This is a genomic window from Shewanella subflava, from assembly GCF_025971955.1.
Lineage (GTDB): Bacteria > Pseudomonadota > Gammaproteobacteria > Enterobacterales > Shewanellaceae > Shewanella > Shewanella subflava.
In genome coordinates this window covers 13031-35062 of the sequence record NZ_JAPDMX010000009.1, presented here as the reverse complement: position 1 = coordinate 35062, position 22032 = coordinate 13031, and the positions used below count along the sequence as shown (strand labels likewise).

At 41.6% G+C, this 22032-nt stretch carries 20 protein-coding genes and 1 pseudogene; 9 read left to right on the top strand and 12 right to left on the bottom strand.

Features of this window, described 5'->3' with window-relative positions:
* The first annotated feature begins 62 nt into the window (after positions 1-62).
* On the top strand, positions 63-1547 hold the full coding sequence (locus OHT75_RS05635; protein ID WP_264725487.1) for a putative metalloprotease CJM1_0395 family protein: 1485 nt from the start codon (positions 63-65) through the stop codon (positions 1545-1547).
* On the opposite strand, the gene OHT75_RS05630 is transcribed toward OHT75_RS05635, so the two are convergent.
* Together OHT75_RS05630 and OHT75_RS05625 are read right to left on the bottom strand one after the other, a co-directional pair.
* The gene (locus tag OHT75_RS05630; RefSeq protein ID WP_264725486.1) at positions 1523-2446 is read right to left on the bottom strand and encodes a LysR family transcriptional regulator; all 924 of its coding nucleotides are present in this window, start codon (positions 2444-2446) and stop codon (positions 1523-1525) included. The genes OHT75_RS05635 and OHT75_RS05630 overlap by 25 nt on opposite strands.
* 484 nt (positions 2447-2930) lie before the next feature.
* Positions 2931-3455, bottom strand: coding sequence for a lipocalin family protein (locus OHT75_RS05625; RefSeq protein ID WP_264725485.1), 525 nt, complete (start codon positions 3453-3455; stop codon positions 2931-2933).
* A gap of 193 nt (positions 3456-3648) precedes the next feature.
* On the opposite strand from OHT75_RS05625, the gene OHT75_RS05620 reads away from it, so the two are divergent.
* The gene (locus OHT75_RS05620) at positions 3649-4590 is read left to right on the top strand and encodes a chemotaxis protein CheV (RefSeq protein ID WP_264725484.1); all 942 of its coding nucleotides are present in this window, start codon (positions 3649-3651) and stop codon (positions 4588-4590) included.
* A 23-nt stretch (positions 4591-4613) separates the two neighbouring features.
* On the opposite strand, the gene OHT75_RS05615 is transcribed toward OHT75_RS05620, so the two are convergent.
* Together OHT75_RS05615 and OHT75_RS05610 are read right to left on the bottom strand one after the other, a co-directional pair.
* Entirely contained in the window at positions 4614-5273 is a 660-nt protein-coding gene (locus OHT75_RS05615) for a hypothetical protein (RefSeq protein ID WP_264725483.1), read from the bottom strand.
* 90 nt (positions 5274-5363) lie between these two features.
* Positions 5364-5723 (bottom strand): DUF2750 domain-containing protein, encoded by a 360-nt coding sequence (locus OHT75_RS05610; protein WP_264725482.1) that lies wholly within the window; start codon positions 5721-5723, stop codon positions 5364-5366.
* A 280-nt stretch (positions 5724-6003) separates the two neighbouring features.
* On the opposite strand from OHT75_RS05610, the gene OHT75_RS05605 reads away from it, so the two are divergent.
* The 6 genes from OHT75_RS05605 (at position 6004) to OHT75_RS05580 (ending at position 11478) form a co-directional block, all read left to right on the top strand.
* Positions 6004-7152, top strand: a complete 1149-nt coding sequence (locus tag OHT75_RS05605) for a lytic murein transglycosylase (RefSeq protein ID WP_264725550.1) — start codon at positions 6004-6006, stop codon at positions 7150-7152.
* A 90-nt stretch (positions 7153-7242) separates the two neighbouring features.
* Positions 7243-7725: an FKBP-type peptidyl-prolyl cis-trans isomerase gene (locus OHT75_RS05600; RefSeq protein ID WP_264725481.1), complete on the top strand. Its 483-nt coding sequence runs from the start codon at positions 7243-7245 to the stop codon at positions 7723-7725.
* Between the two features lie 71 nt (positions 7726-7796).
* Positions 7797-8024 carry a DUF3389 domain-containing protein gene (locus tag OHT75_RS05595; RefSeq protein WP_264725480.1) on the top strand — a complete coding sequence of 76 codons (228 nt, stop codon included), beginning with the start codon at positions 7797-7799 and terminating at the stop codon, positions 8022-8024.
* Positions 8025-8055: 31 nt separating this feature from the next.
* Positions 8056-8727, top strand: a complete 672-nt coding sequence (locus OHT75_RS05590) for an alpha/beta hydrolase (RefSeq protein WP_264725479.1) — start codon at positions 8056-8058, stop codon at positions 8725-8727.
* Positions 8728-9067: 340 nt separating this feature from the next.
* The gene (gene ushA / locus OHT75_RS05585; RefSeq protein ID WP_264725478.1) at positions 9068-10774 is read left to right on the top strand and encodes a bifunctional UDP-sugar hydrolase/5'-nucleotidase UshA; all 1707 of its coding nucleotides are present in this window, start codon (positions 9068-9070) and stop codon (positions 10772-10774) included.
* A 254-nt stretch (positions 10775-11028) separates the two neighbouring features.
* Positions 11029-11478 (top strand): Hsp20 family protein, encoded by a 450-nt coding sequence (locus OHT75_RS05580; protein ID WP_264725477.1) that lies wholly within the window; start codon positions 11029-11031, stop codon positions 11476-11478.
* Between the two features lie 326 nt (positions 11479-11804).
* Here OHT75_RS05580 and soxR read toward each other — a convergent pair whose 3' ends face one another.
* The gene (gene soxR / locus OHT75_RS05575; RefSeq protein ID WP_264725475.1) at positions 11805-12251 is read right to left on the bottom strand and encodes a redox-sensitive transcriptional activator SoxR; all 447 of its coding nucleotides are present in this window, start codon (positions 12249-12251) and stop codon (positions 11805-11807) included.
* A 116-nt stretch (positions 12252-12367) separates the two neighbouring features.
* Between soxR and OHT75_RS05570 the strand changes: the two genes are divergently transcribed.
* Entirely contained in the window at positions 12368-12787 is a 420-nt protein-coding gene (locus OHT75_RS05570; RefSeq protein ID WP_264725473.1) for a VOC family protein, read from the top strand.
* 233 nt (positions 12788-13020) lie between these two features.
* Here the strand turns inward: OHT75_RS05570 and OHT75_RS05565 are convergent, their stop codons facing one another.
* The 7 genes and pseudogenes from OHT75_RS05565 to OHT75_RS05535 all read right to left on the bottom strand — a co-directional run bounded on the left by OHT75_RS05565 (position 13021) and on the right by OHT75_RS05535 (position 22006).
* Positions 13021-13383 carry a pentapeptide repeat-containing protein gene (locus OHT75_RS05565; RefSeq protein WP_264725549.1) on the bottom strand — a complete coding sequence of 121 codons (363 nt, stop codon included), beginning with the start codon at positions 13381-13383 and terminating at the stop codon, positions 13021-13023.
* A gap of 66 nt (positions 13384-13449) precedes the next feature.
* Positions 13450-13614, bottom strand: a pseudogene (locus tag OHT75_RS05560) (pentapeptide repeat-containing protein); the annotation flags it as partial.
* Positions 13615-13616: 2 nt separating this feature from the next.
* Positions 13617-16340 carry a bifunctional acetate--CoA ligase family protein/GNAT family N-acetyltransferase gene (locus tag OHT75_RS05555; protein WP_264725471.1) on the bottom strand — a complete coding sequence of 908 codons (2724 nt, stop codon included), beginning with the start codon at positions 16338-16340 and terminating at the stop codon, positions 13617-13619.
* A gap of 47 nt (positions 16341-16387) precedes the next feature.
* The gene (locus OHT75_RS05550) at positions 16388-16660 is read right to left on the bottom strand and encodes a hypothetical protein (protein WP_264725470.1); all 273 of its coding nucleotides are present in this window, start codon (positions 16658-16660) and stop codon (positions 16388-16390) included.
* Complete coding sequence (locus OHT75_RS05545) at positions 16660-17151, bottom strand: LysR family transcriptional regulator (RefSeq protein ID WP_264725469.1); 492 nt, start codon at positions 17149-17151, stop codon at positions 16660-16662. Before OHT75_RS05545 ends, OHT75_RS05550 begins: the two co-directional genes overlap by 1 nt.
* Before the next feature lie 485 nt (positions 17152-17636).
* Entirely contained in the window at positions 17637-20807 is a 3171-nt protein-coding gene (locus OHT75_RS05540; protein WP_264725468.1) for an efflux RND transporter permease subunit, read from the bottom strand.
* A gap of 2 nt (positions 20808-20809) precedes the next feature.
* Complete coding sequence (locus OHT75_RS05535; protein WP_264725467.1) at positions 20810-22006, bottom strand: efflux RND transporter periplasmic adaptor subunit; 1197 nt, start codon at positions 22004-22006, stop codon at positions 20810-20812.
* Positions 22007-22032 lie beyond the last annotated feature (26 nt).

The window sequence follows — 22032 nt, the reverse complement described above, 5'->3', positions numbered from 1 at the left end:
TAACTAAGCTGGTTGTTGATTTAAAAATTATTCAACCAAACTTAGCTTATTAGTGATGAAAAATGGACATTCGTCAATCAAGCTTAACCATGAATTCTTTACAACCTGCAGCGATTCAATCAAAGCAGGTTTCTTCATTAATTGCTAATGCCGCCACGCAAAGTCATGCTGCTTCTTTGTCCAGCGTGGTATCCAGTGCTAATACTTTGGCAGCAAACATCAGTAAATCAGCGGTACTTGCAACCCCCTTAAATTCAAACACCGTATTTTCCCGCCCCGCAGTTACTCAGTTAAATTCTGCTCCAATTCCTGCAAAGGTATCATCTGACCCAAAGGTCGCTGCAGCCTCTGTAAGGGCGATAGCAACATCTTCGGCCTTGGCGGTATCACAAAGTCAGAGCAACAGTTTTAACTTACGTACTGGCCCTAGCCAAATTGGCGGAGTGAATCCCGGGCAAATAGCTAATCTCTCTGGGGCTATATCGGCCACAACGCCGTCATTTACATCGTTAACTGAAGCAGGTGTTTCTCCAACAAGCACCAGTAGGGCCATCAACTCAAATTCTAGTTCAAATTCATTATTTGATACCACTTCAGTCGCCAATCCTTTTCAATCAAGATCCCCCGAATTAGATGGCGTCGTAGAAGAAAGGCTAAATCCATTTGAGGATACAGGCTTGATAGATGATACGACTCAGCAAGATGAATTACCGCCAGTAATGCAAGAGGGAGCAAAGGATGTTGAGGCAGAAAATCAACAATCTGTTCAACCTCAATTTAGCCAGACTAACCAACAGTCAGATGCAGAAAAAGCTGCTGAACACGCTGAAAAGCAAGTAAAGGCGCAACAACAAAAACAGATTCAAGCTGAACAACAAATCATCAGTGAACTGTCAAAACGTGATACTGAAGTGAAAACCCATGAACAAGCCCATAAAGCCATTGGCGGAATGTTTGCCCAAAGTCCTTCCTATTCATATGAAAAGGGTCCAGATGGCAAGCGTTATGCTGTTGATGGTGAAGTGAAAATTGATGTGGCTATCGTTAAAGGCGATCCTCAGGCAACCTTCAACAAAATGCAAAAAGTCTACGCTGCTGCAATGGCACCGAATCAGCCATCCAGTGCCGATATTCGCGTGGCGGCAGAGGCGGTACAAAAAATGAATCAAGCCAAAGCTGAACTTGCCGAGCAAAGACAGGAAAAAATTGTTCCTGTCGAAGACGTACAACATATCAATGAATTAGCCAATATTTATAAACAGGCAAATGTTGAACAAAATGGTTTTCAGGAGTCGCAATTAACGCCTTTTACGTTACCTGATAGCAATGATGCCATGCCCAAAATGCCCTTTAGCGTGAATAATGAAGCGGATGAAGTATCCACCCCAGCAAGTCGATTTATTGAGAAAATGAATGAAGCTGTCGATACCCAATCCCCGCAAATGCCATCGGCAACTTTAGCTTACCTTAAAAATCAACAGCCAGAGTCTAACAAAAACTTACCTACCGATGATAACCGCTATCAAGCTTTAGCTTTTTCGGTATAAACCGCAACAGCCTCAATATCATGTTGAAGTAAAATTAAACTTTCAAGTAAGCGGCTGGCTGGACCTTGTCTGTCTCGGTTGGGAATGATGATGTTAAGGGTGATCCTGCGCTGGTAACTGCCATGTAACTTAAGTTTGTGTAATTTTCCGTGTTTTAAATCCTCTTCTACCAAAAAATTGGGGATCCAACAAAATCCTATTTTGCGTCCTAATATGACTTTGGCTTCATGAAAATTGGATACAGTAATCCGCTGCTCAGCTTTCAACCAACCTATGTCATTCATTGAATTAGAGCCCGTGTCTTTGATGACTATCTGTAAATGTTGAGCCAGCTGTTTTTCATCTTCGATCACGCCCAATTGTGCTAAAGGATGATCAGGATGGCACACCAAATCAAAATCACATTCGCATAATGGTTGTGCTAAATGTCCACGCGGTGGAGTCGCGCAAATAGCAATGTTAACCATCTGCTGATTAATTAAATCATGGGTGCCGGATATCACTGAATCAAGCACGCTGATGCGGGTGCCGCGACTGAGCGGAATAAAAGCTTCAAGTGCATCGACTAACTTTTCAGTTGGGTAAATAATTTCTTTTGCTATGGTTAAACTCGGCTCCCAACCTTGGCCTAAGTTGGTTGCCAGTTGCTCAAGCTCATCAACGGATTGTGTAAGGTGACGAGAGCGTCGCAATAGAACTTCACCTTGCTCTGTGAGATAGGCTTTGCGACCTTTTACTTCGAGTAATTGAATTCCCAATTGATGCTGTAGTTTGGCAACAGCATGATTAAGAGATGACTGGCTTTTATTGAGTTGTTCTGCCGCCTGAGCATAGCCACCATGGTCAACCACAGCTTGTAAAATTCGCCATTGTTCTAGTGTGGATTTTGCACGATTCATATAAAAGCCTTTATCTTGGGTGTTCGGGTCGTTGAATAGATCTAACCAGCGATAGAGTAGTTGTATTTAATTGCTCAAAATCACTCAAAACGTGGAATATTGGGCGCTTTTAGAACGGTTGTCACTATGGCATCAGTGTTTTTACGTCGGGACAAAATATTGGTCAAGCGGGACTATCGCTGTGTCACGCGGTGAAACAATGCACAGGTCCCCTTTGTGCCAGTTCAATTCTTATATTGCACAAAGGATATGCTTTTTGTTGACGATATTCCAATGTGATTGTGATGAACTTGCCTTTTACATTTTATGACTGTTTTGGGCGTGTTTATTTTTGTTGATAAATAATCAGTAGGCTATTTTCTATCAGGTAATCATTAATCAACACCGTCTAGCCTGCTAAATAACTTAATTTGCGGGCAGAATAAAAATAACCAAAGATAAACACGCCTTACTAAATCTATGGGAAATCTATCTGATTGGCATATTATTTCTGCTGATTTACCCAGATTATATCGCTGTTTTGTATGCCTAACTTTGCCATTTTAATGACAAATCTTTGTTTAGTTTCAGGGGCTATTTGCTTGTGACGGGATAGAATCCACGCGTAGCTATTGTCTGGGCCAATAACCAGTGCGTCTGAGTATCGTCCGCTAGTGTCTTGAATAGCATCATGAATTTGATAAGCGCCGTAAAATGGACCAAAAAAAGAAACTTTTAATAAGCCTTTGTCACTTCCTTCAATAAAATATGCTTTACCAAGAGCTTCTTTCCAAACTTGTTTATCTACATGGTATCCTCTGTTAGTGACAATCACTTTGTCGGCATCTAATTGATAAGTAGCTGTAACGTTATCCATACCTCTTTCAAATGAATGATCAAGCCTTGCGATTTCATACCAAGTTCCGAGATAATTATCGATGGTGAAGTTTTCAACAACGTCCACTTTTTTATCTATCATAGTGCAAGAGGTTAAGATTAATGCCGTTAATAAAGTCAGTATTAGTCGCATGTTTGTCCCAGTGTAAGAATTAATGAAATTATAAATTAAGCTAATATTATACTTTACGTAAAAACATGCCCTGTAGATCTTCATAAGATGAGATAGCATCCGATGTTTTTATGTGTTTTAGTTTATAATAGCAATTAGATATGTGCTGGCTAATACGTGATGGATCATATTTAAAGATTGGTGGTAAATGTAAATGAAAAAAATGCTCGATACAGTTGATCAACGTACCAATCTAGTCGGTGAAAACCGCCTGGAATTACTTCTATTTCGTATTAATTCTACTCAACTATTTGCGATTAACGTCTTTAAAGTAAAAGAAGTGGTCAAGGTGCCGTCTTTAAGTGCGATGCCGGGGAGTAATCATAGTATTGCTGGTGTAGCCAATATTAGGGGCACATCTATTCCGGTGATCAATTTACGTGGTGCTATCGGTTTCTCACCATTACCGATAACCAACGATTGCAACTTAATCATCACCGAATATAACCGCAGTATTCAAGGTTTCTTGGTTGGTAAAGTTGAACATATTGTTAACTTAACTTGGGGGGATATTATGCCCCCACCTAAAACAGCAGGTAAAAACAATTATTTAACGGCGATTACTCGTCTTGAAGAGCAAGGCAAGTCACATTTAGTATCTATTATTGACGTTGAAAAGGTTTTAGCTGAAATCATTAATTATGATATCCGCTTGTCTGATGGGGTGTTAGATGAAACGTTAGTCCCTGAAATGCCGGGACGTAAAATACTCATCGTTGATGACTCAAGCACTGCCAGAAAACAGGTTAGGGAAACATTAGGCCAGTTAGGGATTGAGATCATTGAGGCATCGGACGGTTTACAAGCGTTGAATTTGCTCAAGTCATGGGCTAATGACGGTAAAAATGTTGCCACCGAATTATTAATGATGATCACCGATGCTGAAATGCCAGAAATGGACGGCTACAAACTGACATCAGAAGTACGCTCAGATCCACGAATGGCATCATTATTTATCACACTGAATACATCGTTAAGTGGCAGTTTTAATAATGCCATGGTGGAAAAGGTCGGCTGTGATGCGTTTATCTCTAAGTTTCAGCCTGACTTACTGGTGACCGAGGTTCAAAATAGGTTAAGATCTATTTTGGAATAGCGCTTAAGTTAAACCTATGCCAATCATTTAACGTCTAAATCCTCAATAAGTTCATTGAGGATTTTTTGTTGCATGGATTTTGTTATTCCAATATTGAGTCTAGCAAGTTTAATTGCATGACCAAACTGATCTTTTCCCAATAAAGTGACTAACTGTTGAAGAAATGCTTCATCTAAAGCCAATACTTTGCTGTAGTGCTTTATCCCTTGGGTTAGATTATTAAATTGCAGTCCATCAAATTCAAATCCCAGTGTGTTATTACCGGCAAATAAAGGGTCCTCATCAAATTGCACTCCATCAATGCTTAATACCCAGCCAGGCGCATTAATTCTTTGTTGAGCAATTTGGTACATCATCCAAGCACTTTTCTTAAAACCACCAAAAATCTTACATTCAAATTCAGACTCTTGCAGTTCTTGTTCGGTCCAGTTAATGCCGATGGCAAGATCTTTGCTGTAACGCTGCATTAATCCGTCCTTAACCGCCTCACGACATTCCCAAATAGAAGTTAATAGTTGCTTTTTTGCAAGTGATAAACATTCATTACAGGCGGGCACGCTTAATGATGGGTGAGGGGTGTGTGCCATACGCCAATAAGATAATTCGGCATTGCATGGCTCATCACAAAACCAACACATATGTCGTTTATCAAAAGGAATATCTACAAGTACTGGGCTAGTCATTAAAAGTGGCTTAGTGATGAAGGAAGGTTAACGCGCTAAGTGAAGCAACTAAACTCATTCGAACTCAACGCGCTATGTATTAGGTGTAGGTTATTCTTTTTCAATATCAACTAAACTTTTAGCCAATACAATTGGGTCGATTTCAAGGCATTCTTGATCGCTTTCCCAATCAACGCCAACTAAAACACCGTCGTCGTTTAAATCGCTTACCCAATATTCAAGGAAGTCCATCAGCGTAATGCTAACCGCTTTATATTCAGACCATTCTTCTGTGCAATGAATTTTTGCCGCTGCTTCAGATGACCAAAGTGGCATAACGTCAGTATCTTCATATTCTGATGAATCACACACAACCCATCCTTCACCAGTTTCATCTTGAAGGCCCCAAACGATTTGGTGTTCTTTTACACTTTCGATGAAGCTTGTTAACGCTGGGTTTAGTTCGGACATGATTATTCTCTTTAATTGGGATTAAAAACAATTTCATTATACTGAATACCCGACTGAGCTCAAGGTAGGATTGATAAATGACACGGGCATTGTTTATAAACACACCTTTTAACATAAAATCAGCCCTTTTATGCTAATAAGCCTCTTGTGAAGTTGGGGCTGATCGGTCACGATTATCACACACTAACTTTTGTGATTAATTGGGTGCATTTTGAGTCGTAAACACGTTTATTTATCCATTCCAGCTTTGTTGTTGAGTATCAGTTTTCCACATCTGGTTATGGCTAACGAAGATTTTGCACAATGTGTGAGTCAATTGCAGTTGACCGCCAAACAAAAGGGGATTTCTCAACATACGATTGACACCACAGTGGCAAATTTATCTTTTGTGCCTAGAGTCATCGAGCTTGATAATCAGCAGCCTGAATTTACTACTACCTTTAAAGATTATTATGGTAAACGGGTAACAGACTGGCGCATCAAAGAGGGGCGTAAGCTGTTTGCCAAGCATCGTAAATTGTTAAATCAATTAACGGCGCAATACGGTGTACCGGGCCAATATATTGTTGCTTTTTGGGGCCTAGAAACCAATTACGGTAGCTATAAAGGTAATATGTCGGTGTTAAACTCATTGGCTACGCTTGCCTGTGACCCTAGACGTAGTGAGTATTTTACACAGGAGCTAATGCAAGCATTAACCTTAAAAGAGCGATACCAATTTGCTGATGAAGACATGGTTGGCTCATGGGCTGGGGCGATGGGGCACACCCAATTTATGCCAACTAACTATCTAAAATATGCCGTTGACGGTGATGGAGATGGTAAAGCGGATTTATGGAATAGTACTGCAGATGCGTTAACTTCAGCAGCGAATTTTTTACAGCAACTTGGCTGGCAAGCCACCGAGCGTTGGGGGCGAGAAGTACAACTGCCCTCCAATTACGATTTTGCATATATGGGCAGTAAAGATAGTCAGTCTTTAGTGAAGTGGGCCGCGTTAGGTGTTAAACAAGCCAATGGAAAACCTCTGTCCACACCGGATATGAAAGCGGCATTATATGTGCCTGCGGGTCATATGGGACCCGCATTTTTGGGTTATGAAAACTTCAATGTCATCATGCGTTGGAATCGCTCCGAATTTTACGCAGTGTCAGTTGGCCAGCTTGCGGATCAAATTAACGGCGGCAGTGGTATTGTTAAAGCCTTACCTGATCACCCACGTTTAAGTCGTGAAATGGTCAGTGCACTGCAGCAAAAATTGTTAGATGCAGGGTTTGATGTGGGTAAACCCGATGGCATTCTAGGTCGTAACTCAGTAACAGGACTACAAGCATACCAACGTCAACAAGGGTTAATTGCCGATGGTTACCCTGATAATGCCACCTTTGAAAAATTAGGGATTAACTTAAACAAATTGCCGATGCAATAAGCATTTGTTAAGCTCTTGCGACTTTTTATTGCTTGTTACAGATTGTGAGCACTGTACCAAGCAACACCCATTAAATTTAAAGGATAAGTAATGAGCATTAAAGACAATATGGTTGTGCAGTTTAATTACACGCTGCGCGATGAAAAAGGCGAAGTGCTTGAGTCAAACGAAGGCCGAGATCCAATCGCTTACCTTCATGGCAATGACAACATGATGCCTGGTATTGAAGATGCCATTACCGGTAAAGCTGTGGGTGATAAGTTCACCGTTACGCCACCCGCGGCAGATACCTACGGCGAGCGCCAAGAAGGTGCTGAGCAACGTGTATCTGTGAAGCATTTAGTTGGCGCTAAAGTATGGAAACCGGGCATGGCAGCAGTGATCAATACTGATCAAGGCCAACGTCAAGTTACCATTTTGAAAGTTGGTAAGTTTATGGCAACAGTAGATGTCAACCATCCGTTAGCGGGCAGAGAGCTGACATTTGATATTGAAGTGGTGAGTGCTCGTGATGCAACTGATGAAGAAATTGCTCACGGCCATGCGCATGGCGTAGGTGGTCACCACCACTAGTATCCTGTTTTCACACTCCAATACTGCAAGGATTGGAGTGTTATTCCGCACCTCCTCAAATAAGTACTGCTATGATCCTCGAATTTTCCCAAGGCAAACTCATCATTACGCCTAATGAAATCCAATGCCGCTTATTTCAAAATCACATTATTTTGAGCGCCGCCGTTGATGACATTAGTTGCTTTCATCATGGCTTGGTTATCGCAGCTGATGCTGGCACAGTAAAGTGGACGATTAAACTCGATACACCGCAGCAGTTTGAGCTGTTATTACAAGAAACGGGCATTCAGGCTCAATAGATAAGAAATTACTGATTAATTAAGGAATTACATGAATCAATCAACTCTTGATGCCATTGTTGTAGAACCAAGTATTACGGCCACATCATGCGTGATCTGGTTACATGGTTTAGGTGACTCTGGCGCGGGTTTTGCGCCCGTTGTACCTGTATTTGGGTTACCTGCTGGCCATGCTATTCGTTTTATATTCCCCCATGCACCAGAGCAGCCTGTTACCATAAATGGCGGCTATATTATGCGTTCTTGGTATGACATTAAAAGTATGGATTTACATGACCGTGCCGATATTGAGGGCGTTTTGGCGTCAGAGTTACAGATTAAGCACCTCATTGAGCAACAAATTGCATCTGGTATCCCCGCAAATCGCATTATTCTAGCTGGATTCAGCCAAGGCGGGGTCATGAGCTTGTTTACCGGCTTACGCTTTGAGCAGCCCCTCGCAGGGATTATGGCGCTTTCTTGTTACTTGCCTGGTGGCGAACATTTACCTGAGCAGTTATCTGCCGCTAATAAGCAAACGCCCATTTTACAAAATCATGGTGAACAGGATGAAGTTGTGCCGTTATTTGCGGGTAAAATGGCATTTGATGCATTAAATAATGCCGGTTATCACACGACATGGAAGACCTATCCGATGGCTCATAGCGTTTTACCTAACCAATTAGCTGAGATTGGTCAATGGATAAATTCGTTATTGAATTAACGTGTGCTCGCTTTAGATTGAGCTTGTTCTGTATATAAGACAGTTTGGCGCATTGGCTTTTAAACATAAATAGTACGGTATTTTAAAGGCTTAATCCGAATTAATGGATTAAGCCTTTTTTGTTGGTCCCTTTGAATGGTGATAATGTGGGCTCACTTGTTCTTGTATGAGAATAATTTGCAAGATAACTCTTTGTTAATACTGCATTAAATGTCATTTTTCTGTCATAAAGTTGTCACGTTATTGACCCATTGTTTGCTATTATTTTGTGGTGAATTAAAAAATTCGCTTATCAAATCAAGATAAATAAATACAAGATAATTAATCAATGGGGTTACAAATGTCTAAAATGTTAATGAAAGGGATCTTGGCATCTGCCGTGCTTGCCGCGCTAGTAGGTTGTAACAGCGATGACGATGTAAAAGTCCCGACAACCTGTGCTGAAGCAGGGGCTGAATGTAAAATCTTTACTGTATTGCACACCAATGATAACCATGGTCGTTTTTGGGAAAACAAAGACGGTGAATATGGCATGGCTGCACGTAAGGCATTAATTGACCAAATCCGCGCACAGGTGAGCGCTAACGGTGGCGAGAGTATTTTGTTATCTGGGGGAGATATCAATACCGGTGTGCCAGAGTCAGATTTACAAGATGCAATCCCAGACTTCATTGGCATGAATGAAATCCGTTACGACGCGATGGCCGTGGGTAATCATGAATTTGATAATCCATTAGCAGTGCTTGACTCACAACGCTCTATCGCTAACTTCCCAATGCTTGCGGCTAATATTTATCACGCTGACGGCGTCACACGTTATTTTGAACCCTACAAAGTCTTTAATATTAATGGTGTGCGCATTGCCGTTATTGGCTTAACAACAGAAGATACCGCGAAACTGGGTAATCCTGAATACATCAGTGATATCGTGTTTACCGATCCGAAAACCGAAGTGGCGAAAGTGATTGCTGAAATCAAAGCCAACAATGAAGCTGACTTAATTTTTGCTACCACGCATATGGGCCATTATGAGGATGGTAAACATGGTAGCAATGCCCCAGGTGATGTAGAGCTTGCTCGTGCATTAAATGAAGGCGATTTACACGCGGTTATCGGTGGTCACTCACAAAATCCAGTGTGTATGGAGCCGGGTACAAACGAATACGCTGACTTCAAACCAGGAGATGACTGTGTGCCTGATATGCAAAATGGTACTTACATCATGCAAGCCCATGAATGGGGTAAATATGTGGGCCGTGCGGATTTCGAATACTTCAATGGTAAGTTAAACCTTGCCAGTTATAAATTGATCCCGGTAAACCTGAAGAAAACCGTTGAAGATGCGGCAGGTAATAAAACCAAAGTGTTTATTGGTGAAGAAATTGTACCTGATGCAGATTTGAAGCAATTACTGCAATATTATCAAGATCGTGGTCAAGGACAATTAGGTGAAGTGATTGCTCAGACCGATGCACGATTAGAAGGTGACAGAAGTATTGTCCGCTTCCAGCAAACCAACCTAGGGCGTTTAATTGCTGAAGCACAAAGGACCAAAGTCAATGCTGATTTCTCAGTAATGAACTCTGGTGGCGTTCGTGCCTCTATCGATGCTGGTGATATTTCTTACCGCGACGTTTTGACTGTTCAGCCATTTGGTAACATGGTTACCTTAAATACCTTAACGGGTGCAGAGGTTGCTGATTATTTAGGTGCTGTTGCTTCATTTCGACGTAATTCAGGGGCATATGCACAAATCACTGGGGTTAAAATGACCGTAGATTGTGCCGCAAATACGGTTGATATCAGCGAAATTAACGGAAAAACCTTTGCAGCAGATAGCAGCTATACCTTTACGGTACCAAGCTATAATGCTGCCGGTGGTGATGGATACCCTAAACTTGAATCAGTTCAAACAGGTTATGTGGATGCCGAAGTACTTTATACTTACTTTAAAGATAAAGGCATGATTGTGGCTGCAGATTATGCACCAGTAGGCGACATTATCTACACTAACTCTAATAGCGTTTTAGGTTGTGAGTTAAACTAATTTAGCCGTAAATTGGGCGTGATACCTTAAGAACAATCCACTTATTCAGTGGATTGTTCTTTTTTTTGTCATTTTTTTAATGCGTGCCCTTGAATTTATTATGGCTACCCACATATCTATTTTGTAGCAAGATGACACATTTAAATGCTCAATTGAGGTTTTAACATTTTGCGATCCATTGCGCCGAAAGGGCAATGTACTTTTGCCAATAATGGCTTAATTTTTTACATATTGCTTTAGACAAGGATATGATTATGCGTAATTTTTCTATTTCTCCAGATTTAACACCTCTTTACCGCAGTGCGATAGGTTTTGACCGTTTAGCGCAACTTGCGGAGCATGCAGCAGCCAATAATGGTAGCAATGGTTACCCGCCATACAATATCGAATTATTAGGTGAAAACCATTATCGGATCACCATGGCCGTAGCGGGTTTTAGCATGACAGAACTTGATATCACCAGTGAAGGTGAAAAACTTGTGATCAAAGGTAGCAAAGCTAACCAAAAGGATGAACGTAAATATTTGCACCAAGGCATTGCTGAACGCGGATTTGAACGCACTTTTCAGCTAGCCGATCATGTTAAAGTGATAGGTGCAGAATTAGAAAATGGGTTGTTGAATATTGATTTGGAACGTGAAATTCCTGAAGCAATGAAAGCACGTAAAATTGAAATTACGAGCGCTAGACTCATCTCTGAATAAGCTTGTTTCATTGTTCTCAATCTTCCCCCATTAGATGATATTTTCATCAGGGTTTAGTCGCAAGGCTAAACCCTTTTTCATTTTCAGCCCCAAAACACCTACTTCAGTAGGGGGTTATCTTCAATTAGGCTTTACCCGAAGTACGTTCAATAGCTGATTAACTTAAGTGATACGTGAGCTTTGCAAATGGTGCAATACAAGCTTCTAAATCAGGGATGATTTAGTAGAGCCTATAGGGATATATTTACGGGGCCTTGTCACGCACGGTAGGAAAGTGCCCTTTTAGGGAGTGATATCAAAGCCACCTTCTTCAGAAGGTGGATTCATTACTTAGGTTTGGCCAATAACACTGCGCCATCGCCTTTGGTTGCTAAGGTGTCATTGGGATTATACAAAGGACAACTTGTCATCGACAGACAACCACAGCCGATACAGCCCTCAAGCGAATCTCTTAAATCTTCTAATGCATTAATTTGGGTATTGAGTTGGTTTTTCCATGTCTTTGAAAGTTGACTCCAATCATCTTTGTTGGGCGTGCGTTGATTGGGTAGATGACTAAATGCTTGTTGGATGTCGTGTAAACTGATACCGAATTGCTGTGCCGCTTTAATCACTGAAATCCTTCTTAACACATCACGTGGGTAACGCCGCTGATTTCCTTGATTGCGCAATGATTTTATTAATCCCTTTTGCTCATAAAAGTGTAATGTCGAAACCTTTACCCCGCAGCGTGTTGCGACTTGACCAACAGATAAGTCATATTCGTTGAGCATAACAGTCCTTCAAAGATTTTTTTCTAACATAACCAAAAAATCACTTTACCTCAAGTTAACTTGAGATTTTATGCTTGTGCTCAGTGAGTGAATAAATTTATTAAACAGGATTGGATATGTACTTAGAGCATTTAAATATTGTAGTAAAAGATTTAGAACAAACTTTAGCATTTTACCGTGCTGCTATGCCCCATTGGCGAGTAAGAGGTGGCGGCGAGTCGACATGGTATGGCGTTTCACGTAAATGGCTGCATTTTGGTGATGATAATCACTACTTGTCATTAAACGATTCAGGCACTGGCAAAGTGCGAGAGTTAACCTCAAATGAGCTTGGTGTAGCCCATTTTGCTTATGTGGTGAATGATTTAGCAGGTTTGATCGAGCGCTTAAAGGGTGCTGGTTTTGAGGTGAGAATTTGGGGTGGAAATGTGCCCCATGCTAAAAGTGTGTATTTTATTGACCCAAATGGTTATGAAGTTGAGTTTGTGCAATATTTAACGGATCTACCCAGCGAACGTAATGTCTATCAAGAATGAAATCGCTGATGAAAGTCGACTTGGGCTAATTTATGCTCAATAGCGCGTTAGCGCTTCTCTGATTTTTAATGTTTTGATAGGTATTTTGCTCATCTTTGGTGAAAGCCATTAAGAAGATAGCCGATGAAAACTTGGGCGAGGGGAATAGTTATTTAATCAGCTTGCGATTCACCAACGCTTGACTTGGTTTAGTGGCAGTTGCATGTTTTGTAAAAAACATGCAATCCCCTTATTTAATCGACTAGCTCTATACCTAAACTTTCCAATAAGCTGAGCGCTTCGAAGCGGGAAAACTTAGCTTTAGTGAGATTATTTTCATTCACATTAATGCTGAAATTGGTTGACTCTGTAAAATCAACTTTTTGTAGATTGGTGCGCATAAACAAACTGTTATGAAAATCACTGTAGGTCATCGATGCGTTAAAAAAGTCACCACTTCTAAAATCAACCTCCTGTACTTTACACTCTTCTAAAACCAGTTCATGTATGGTTAAACCGAAAAAGGAGCTATCGTTTAATATGCACCGCGTGAATGACAGCTCAGGATTAACGGTAAATTTAGGCCAATTTGCTTGCGTCCAATCGATACCAATCATTTTACAATCAATGAAGCGTATCTCGAGAAACTGCGAGTAATTTATTTTGAGTAAGCTTAAATTACATTGGTTAAAAGCGCAGTTAATGAACTTACAATGACTGAATGTCGTCGCTGAAAAGTCACAGCCACTAAAATCACACTGTTCAAATTCAATCGATACAAGGGTTGTATCGCTCAGTGATAACTCAGTAAATAGTTGATCATAATATTGTTGGTTATCTTGAAGCATAATCAATTGTCAGTTTTCTCAGACGGGGTGTTTTTATGGTCAAACGCCATGTGCATTTTTATCAAGTGCTCTTCCATATCAAAGGTCACTTCAAAACCGAGTGACTTAGCTAAATTAGCCATGTTACGGTTTTCAAACATGGTAAAGCCGGTCAGGACAGGGGTGTTGTTGCCACGATAATAATGGATAAGTTTTTCTAGCAATCGTTTACCTAAACCAATTCCCTGATAATCAGTACGCACAGCCATGGCAAATTCGGCTTCAGTATTATCTGGGTCAGTCGATGCTCTTACTGCGCCTAAGGTTAGCTCTTGTCCATCTGCCAGTTTTGTGGTGGCAATAAACGCCATTTCACGTGAGTAATCAATCTGGGTTAATACCGCCATTTCTTCATGGGTCATTTTTGAGCGCACGCCAAAGTAGCGTTTATATCTGTCTTCTTCAGACAGTGCGTTGTCAAAGTCCATATGCTTAGGTTCATCTTCTGGCAGGATCGGTCTTAACATTACCTCTAAACCGTTTTTAAGAATTAAGGTTTCTTCCAATTCTTTAGGGTAGGGTAAAATTGCAAGGCGATTACTGCTGTCATGTCCCAAAGGATGTATGCGTACGTCAACATCCAGCAGGGTAATGTTCTCGCCGGCAGCCAGCACGGGATTAAAGTCGATTTCGGCAATTTCAGGGCAATCAATAATGAGATGCGAAATTTGCGTGAGCATCACACATAGGGCGTTCATATTCAGCCCAAGCGGCAGGTGACGGTCACGCAGTTTGTTGGTTTTGAGTGCTTGAATAACCATGTAACGTGCCAAGGTCATATTCAGCGGGGGCAGAGCAACCGATGCATCTTGGGTGGGATCCCATTGGGTGCCGCTTTCACCTAAACAAATTGCGGGGCCAAATACCGGATCGTTGATCACCGATACACGAATTTCTTGGGTGCCAGCAGTTAATGCCATTTTTTGGATCACTAAGCCTTCAATTCGAGCATTGGGATTAGCCTGATGTACTCTATCAATAATTGAGTGCGCGGCTTGGTTAACCTCATCTGAACTGGTTAAGTTAAGCATTACTCCATGAACATCTGATTTATATTGTAAGTCAGGAGATTGTACTTTTAAGGCCACGGGATAACCGGCGTTATCTGCCACAGTGACGGCATCAGCGACATCCGTTACAAACCAGGTATTAATGGTGTTTAAGCCATAGGCCTTTAAGATATTGCTCACTTGGTAAGTGCCTAACACCAATTGATTTTCATTTTGATAGGCCTGCAACAATTGCCGTGCTGTAACACTGTCGGTTGGAATGTTATCCGGAATAGACTGGGGGACTTCTTGCAGTAACTTTTGATTGCGGCGGTATTCAACCATGTGCATAAATGCACGCACCGCTCCCTCAGGTGTTCGATAAGTGGGAATGCTGGCCTGATTGAACTTTTTACGCGCAACATAGGCAGAGTCTTCGCCACTCCAATTGGTTAGAATATTGAGCCTGTTTTTACGAGGGTGCTGGGAGTAAGTATCGATGATCGCTTGGGCAATTTGTTCACTTTGTTGCAATATCGATGGCGAATGTAGGATCAAAATCGCATCAATATTATCTTCATCCATCAGACGTTTTAAGGTGTCACCATAGCGCTGCGCATTCGCATCACCTACCATATCTATCGGGTTTTGTTTTGACCAAGTATTGGGTAAATACTGATTTAAATCATTTAACAAAGCGGGCGATAATTGCGCCAGTTTACCACCTTTGATGATTAACTCATCGGCGGCTAATACAGCAGGCCCACCGCCATTACTCATAATGGCCAAGCGTTCACCTTTTAAGGCACTGGCATGGGCAAGGCTTTCTACCGCAGCAAATAATTCAATTAGGTCATTGACCCGCAGCATACCAGCTCGGCGAAATGCGGCTTCAAATACGGCATCATTACCTCGCACGCCGCCAGTGTGGATCATTGCGGCTCTGGCACCTTCGTTACTTCGGCCTGATTTGATCACAAATATCGGCTTATTGCGTGATGCCGCTCTGGCGGCAGATAGAAATCGGCGCTTGTCGTTAATGGAATCTATGTACAACATAATGGCCGAGGTTTTACTGTCTCGACCTAAGTAGTCTAGTAGTTCATCAAAATCGATATCTGATGCATCACCAAGTGAAATAAACGAAGAGAAACCAATATCCTTATTATTGGCCCAGTCGAGCACAGTGGTGCAAATGGCCGCCGATTGAGAGACAAATGCCACTTTACCTGATTTTGCGCTGGCATGAGCCAGACTGGCATTTAAGCCGATAGTTGGCAATATCATGCCTAAACTGTTAGGGCCTAAAATCCGCATACCGTAGCGTTTTGCATGTTGTTGGGTTAGGGCAAGTAAACTGACTCCATTATCATCATAGGTATCGGCCATCCCACTGGCCATGATGATTGCTGCTTTGCAGCCAAATTGCGCTAGGCGCTCAATAATTGAAGGAACACGATGGGCTGCGGTACAGATGATGGCTAAATCAGGTTTGACCGGTAGTGCTTCAATATTGGGATAAGCCAATACGCCCATCACCGCAGTATATTTAGGGGTGACAGGCATAATAGGCCCAGAAAATCCACCTGAAAGAAGGTTTCTCATGATGGCGCGGCCGGCTCTGGCGGGGTTATCAGAAGCACCGATCACCGCCACAGAGGTGGGTTTAAATAATGAAACAATACTGCGCTGACTCATTGACTTCACCTCTACTATTTATGACGTATTTGTCAAACTATGAATTGTTACTTAATCGCATCCTTGATCACCGACTCACAAATATGCGATAACCAGAGGGTTTTAGGGTTATAACGTTTAGCTGAGTGGCATATGATCGCAATATCCACTCCAATGTTATCTTCCGTATGCTGCTTATTTGGTAATTGAAAATTATAGGTAAAATGTTGATCCATAAGTTGACTGAGTACCGCATAATTATCCACTAAAATTGTCGCATTTAATTTTTCATCAATCACAGTTCGAAATAAATTCAGGTTTTCGTTGTAATCATCGATCATCAATTTGGCCGTGCCACAGGCAATTTTTTCTGATAAAGCGCTTGTGGGCGTTCTTTTAATGCTTGTATGCCAATATCAACGTTACCGTCTATTAGCTGGTTGTTACTTTCTTTGCGCCATTGTCTAAGCTCTACTATCGCATCGGTTTCGGCCCGAATTTTATTGATTAGCGGCTTGGCTATCATAACTAATAACGACTCAGAGGTATGGATAGAGATAAATTCTAATTTAGCTGGACTAAAAGATTCTGGCTCTAATGCTATTGAAATTTGTTCTATGGCATTTTGTAATTTGGGAGCAATTTGGATGGCATAGGAAGTAGGTTGCAAGCCACTGGCTGTGCGGATAAATAATGGATCGCCTAAGTCTTCTTTTAATTGTGCCAGTATTTTAGACACAAAAGATTGTGAACGATTAAGCTTTGCAGCCGCTCGCAATGTTGAACCCGTTTTAAATAAAGTGACAAATATATTTAATGCATTGAGATCCATACACAACCATTTTAGTTATTTAGGCTAGAAATGTTTTGAGTTGTAGTGAAAAGTGAATTTAAAGGTTATTACAATGAAGAGGGTACTCAAACACTCGTAGCGTGTTGATACTCAATACGCTTGATTCACTTAATCAAAGACTCATCTTATAACAGGAATAACCTATATTCCATTTGTACTTCAATTTTCATTTAGTATTCCAGTGGTTACCAATTAGCATAGTGGAGAAGAGTATGTAGCAAGTCCCGATTGTGAAACCGAAGTCATCGAGCATTCATGCCATCTCAACATTTCAGAGCGATCCCTAAAATATTGAAGCGAAAAGGGAAAATGTTAAATAAATGATGTTGCTCAAAAAAAGAAAACGGTCCAAAAGTAGGGCCGTTCGAACTAACAAAAATCACCATTCAGTTAATTTAAGACACTCTTAACTGAATGGTGTTACGAAACTGCTGACATTATTATCGAAAAGTAATCTATCGATATTAAGTAGCAGGATGAGCTTTTTCAGGCATGTAAAGCGCGATCATTTTGCGCATCATGGTTTTGCTATCCTCAATCGCAATATATAAACACGGTATGAGACATAATGTCACCACGGTGGCAAACAACACACCAAAAGCAAGTGAAACCGCCATCGGAATAACCATTTGGGCTTGCATACTGGTTTCGGCCATAATCGGAACAAGGCCAATAAAAGTGGTTAATGATGTCAACATGATCGCTCTAAATCGACGACAACCTGCGTTTAATACAGCCTCTTTTATTGCCACCCCTTGTAAACGTGAATTATTGACATAATCCACCATCACTAGGCTGTCGTTAACTACCACCCCAGCGGCGGCAATGATACCGAACATAGATAATGCGCTCAAATCAATACCTAATAAGATATGCCCAAACACCGAACCAATGACACCAAAAGGGATCACTGACATGATCATGATTGGTTGCAGATAAGATCTCAACGGAATAGCCAGCAGGCTGTAGATCACTAATAACGAGATGATAAAATCTCGAACTTGTGTATCTGCACTGTCTAATTGTTCCTGAATACTGCCTGATACTTCACTGTTAACCCTTGGGTATTTTGCTAATAACTCAGGAATAAAGTTATCCCGGATATCTTTAGCAAGTTTAAATGGCTCTGCTTGATCGGCATCCACATTTGCCCAAACATTGATAGTACGATTACCATTTTCGCGACGAATACTGTTGACGCCTTGCACCACTGTTATTTCAGCCACTTCAGATAAAGGCAGCTCTGCGCCTTGGCTGGTTTTAATTAACACATCCTGCACTAAAGCAATCGAGTTACGTTGCTCTTCTGGGTAACGTAACATGACCTTGATTTCTTCGCCGTTACGGATAATCCGTTGCGCTTCCAAGCCGTAAAAACTATTGCCAACTTGGCCTGCAATGTTGGCTAAAGTTAGGCCTAAACTGTGTGCTAACGGTTTAAGTTGGAACTGAACTTCTTTAGCGCTGGATTGGCGGCTGTCGTTAACATCGCTCACCCCTTTAAGGGAGTTGAGCTTCTCTTTAAGGGCTAAGGATGCTGCGACTAATTGCGTTTCGTCTTTGCCTTCTAAACGGAAACTGATATCACCGTCTTCTCGGCCACCACCAAATAAACTGTCCTGTATGGTGAAGGATTTTACCCCTGGAATTTGCGGCATTTTTTGACGCCATAATTCAGCCACCTCAAAAGTATTCATAGGGCGTAATTCTGGGTCAACTAACTTGGTCATCACCTCAGCGCTAGTACGACCACGAAGATCGACCTGCATTTCAGCGATCATACCTTGGCCGTATTTTTCAACCAGTTCCTTATCAACGCTATATAAGGTTGATTCGATAGCTAACGCAGCTTCAAGTGTTGATTTTTCAGATGCATCAACGTTCATTTCAATATTAACCCGCGGAAAATCATGTGGAATTTTCGGCTGGCCGATAAATCGAACTAGTCCACCGGCATATAATCCTGCACAAATTAAAATAAAGCTGATAAACAGCATTATCACGGTGTAACGGTACTTAACTGCAAGTTGCAAGCTAGGGCGGTATATGGTTTCTATAAACCAACTTAAGCCTTTATCAACACGCGCCTGAATAAAATTAACCCCATTACGTAACCAATCCAGTGGGTTTTTAGACCCAGGCTGAACTATCTTTGGTCGTTTCATATGGGCTAAGTGTGACGGCAGGATGAGCTTAGATTCTATAAGTGAAAACAACAGGCATAAAATCACCACAAAGCCAATCGCCTGACCAAAAGCGCTTGATGGGCCGTCATCGAGTGTTATGGGTAAAAATGCAGCAATGGTGGTTAATACACCAAAGGTTGCAGGCATAGCGACACGTTGCACGCCTCGAATCACACTCTCAACATTTTGACCGTGTTCTTGGCATTCTGTATGTGCGCTTTCGCCCATGACAATGGCGTCATCGACCACAATCCCTAACACCAGAATAAAGGCGAATAAACTTATCACATTAATGGTGACATCGATAAACGCAAGTGGCATGAACAGTAATGTACCGAGAAAACACACTGGTAGCCCCATCATTACCCAAAACGCTAAGCGCACACGAAGAAACAGCGCCAGCATTAAAAATACTAAGACGGCACCTGACTTCATGCTATCAAGCATTAAATCTAAACGACCTTCAAGGTAGTAGGTCATATCAACCCAAGGTTCAAGTTGCACGCCTTGGGGTAATACTTTTTGTTTTTTATCGACGTAATCGCGGATAGTCTTAGCCACATCGGTAATACTTTGATTCCGTGCCGCGCCGATAAAGAAAGTAACTGAGTTTTTACCATTAAATTTTGAGTATTGAATCCCATCTTCAAAGCCGTCGCTAACAGTAGCAATATCCCCGACGAGCACTGTCGTACCATCTTCAAGGGTCAATAACGGTAAATCTTCAAACTCGTAACCGACATAGGCTTGGTTTTCTACCCTTAGGTTAATGTAACCATTTTCAGCTTTGATTTGTCCTGCAGACATATTGCGGGAATAGCCACGAACAGCTTCAGCGACATCATTGAAAGTTAAGCCAAATTCACGTAAACGATCTTTACTGACCTCGACGCTAATTTCATATGCTAAGCCACCATAATACTCCGTGATATTGACACCTGGTAGCTGCATCATTTCATCATGAATACGTTCACCTAGGTCTTTTAACTGACGTTGTGACAAATCACCGTACAAACTCAGGTACATCACTTCTTGACGAATTTTAATGCGTTCTACTTTTGGGGGTTCCATGCCTGCGGGGAAGGTAGAAATAGAATCAATTTCAGATTTCACTTCTTCTAACACCACTTGCGGATCGTATTCATCTTCAATCTGGAAATAACCATTGGCCATATTGCGGTTAGAGTAGGTGATAATGCGTTTTAATCCTTGAACGCGCTCAAGTGCCTGCTCAATTTTAACTGTAATGCCTTCTTCTACCTCTTGCGGTGCGGTACCTGAATATACGGCACTGAATTCTATCCAGTTTATTTCAACTGCGGGGAAAAATTGCTTGCGAATTGAATTTGCGGTTAACAGTCCGCCAAGTAAAATGATGATCATCAATAAGTTTGCAGCAACTGAATTACGTGCAAACCAGGCGATCAATCCCTTGTTAGTATCTGCCATGATTAGTCCTCAGATCCCATTGCCAGTTCCGTCTGCGGTTCGCTGTCAGTTTGCGGCTCTTTTTGCAATAACTTATCTGCAGGAAGCGCAAGCTTCATGCCTTCCACCGGATAATCGAGTGCGGAGGTGATGAGTTGCATACCGTCTTCAAGCCCTTCAGATATCACTACCTTAGAGCCTTCTTGACGAAGCATTGTCACGTCTTTGTAACGCAATTTTTGTTCATCATCCATAATGGCAACTTGGCCATTAACAATTAGGTGGCGTGGAACAATAGCAACTTCGCCAGCGTTGGCACCATTAATGTTTGCAGTAACATAGGTGCCAAAACGCAGTTCACGCTTTTCTGATTTTAAGCCGTATGGGTCAATGACTTCAGCCACTAAATAGGTCATACGGCTTTTATTATCAACCACGCCTTCACTGCGAACTATTTTGCCTTGCCATGCTTGTTTGCTGCCGGCAAAACTGCCCACTAAGGCAACCGTGGCATGTAAGCCTTTTGCGTCTAAATATTGAATCTCTTTATCGGCTAGCGGAAGACGGACCTCGGCTACATCAGTACTTAGTAACCCACCAATAGGTGAGCCTTTGCTGACATAAGAGCCTAAACCAATTTCTCTGCTTGAAACTAACGAATCGTAGGGCGCGCGAATAATGGTTCTTTCTAAGTTTCTTTCTGCGCGGTGTAGGCCAGCCTCGGCACTTTTTAGGCGTGCAATTTCTTGGGCTAACTGTGGTTTACGTAAACTTAAATCGGTAGGCGTGCCATTACTGATTTGAGCCCATTCTTTTTCAGCGACCTTAGCATTTGCTCGCTCTTGTACCAATGAAGCTTGTGCTGAGGCGATATTGGCTTGGGCATCGAGTAAGTCTGACTCGTAATCACTGGCATCAATTTTTGCCAATATTTCACCAGCTTTGACAAAACCACCTTTAACAAAGGTATCTGATAAATATGTAATTTCACCATTAACTTGTGACACAAGATCGGTATTGTATTTGGGTTGCACCACACCATAAGAGGATACACTGAATGTCATTGGTTGATATTCAATGGCTTCAACTGAGACTAATGGGGTGGTATCTAATGCAGGCTTTTCTTCTGGAGGCTTTTTTAATGCCGATATCCCGACTAAAGCACCCACGCCAAGTCCTAAAACGACTATGGGTAATATGATTTGTTTTCTCGTCGCCACGACACTTCCTCTTTTATCATTGTGTT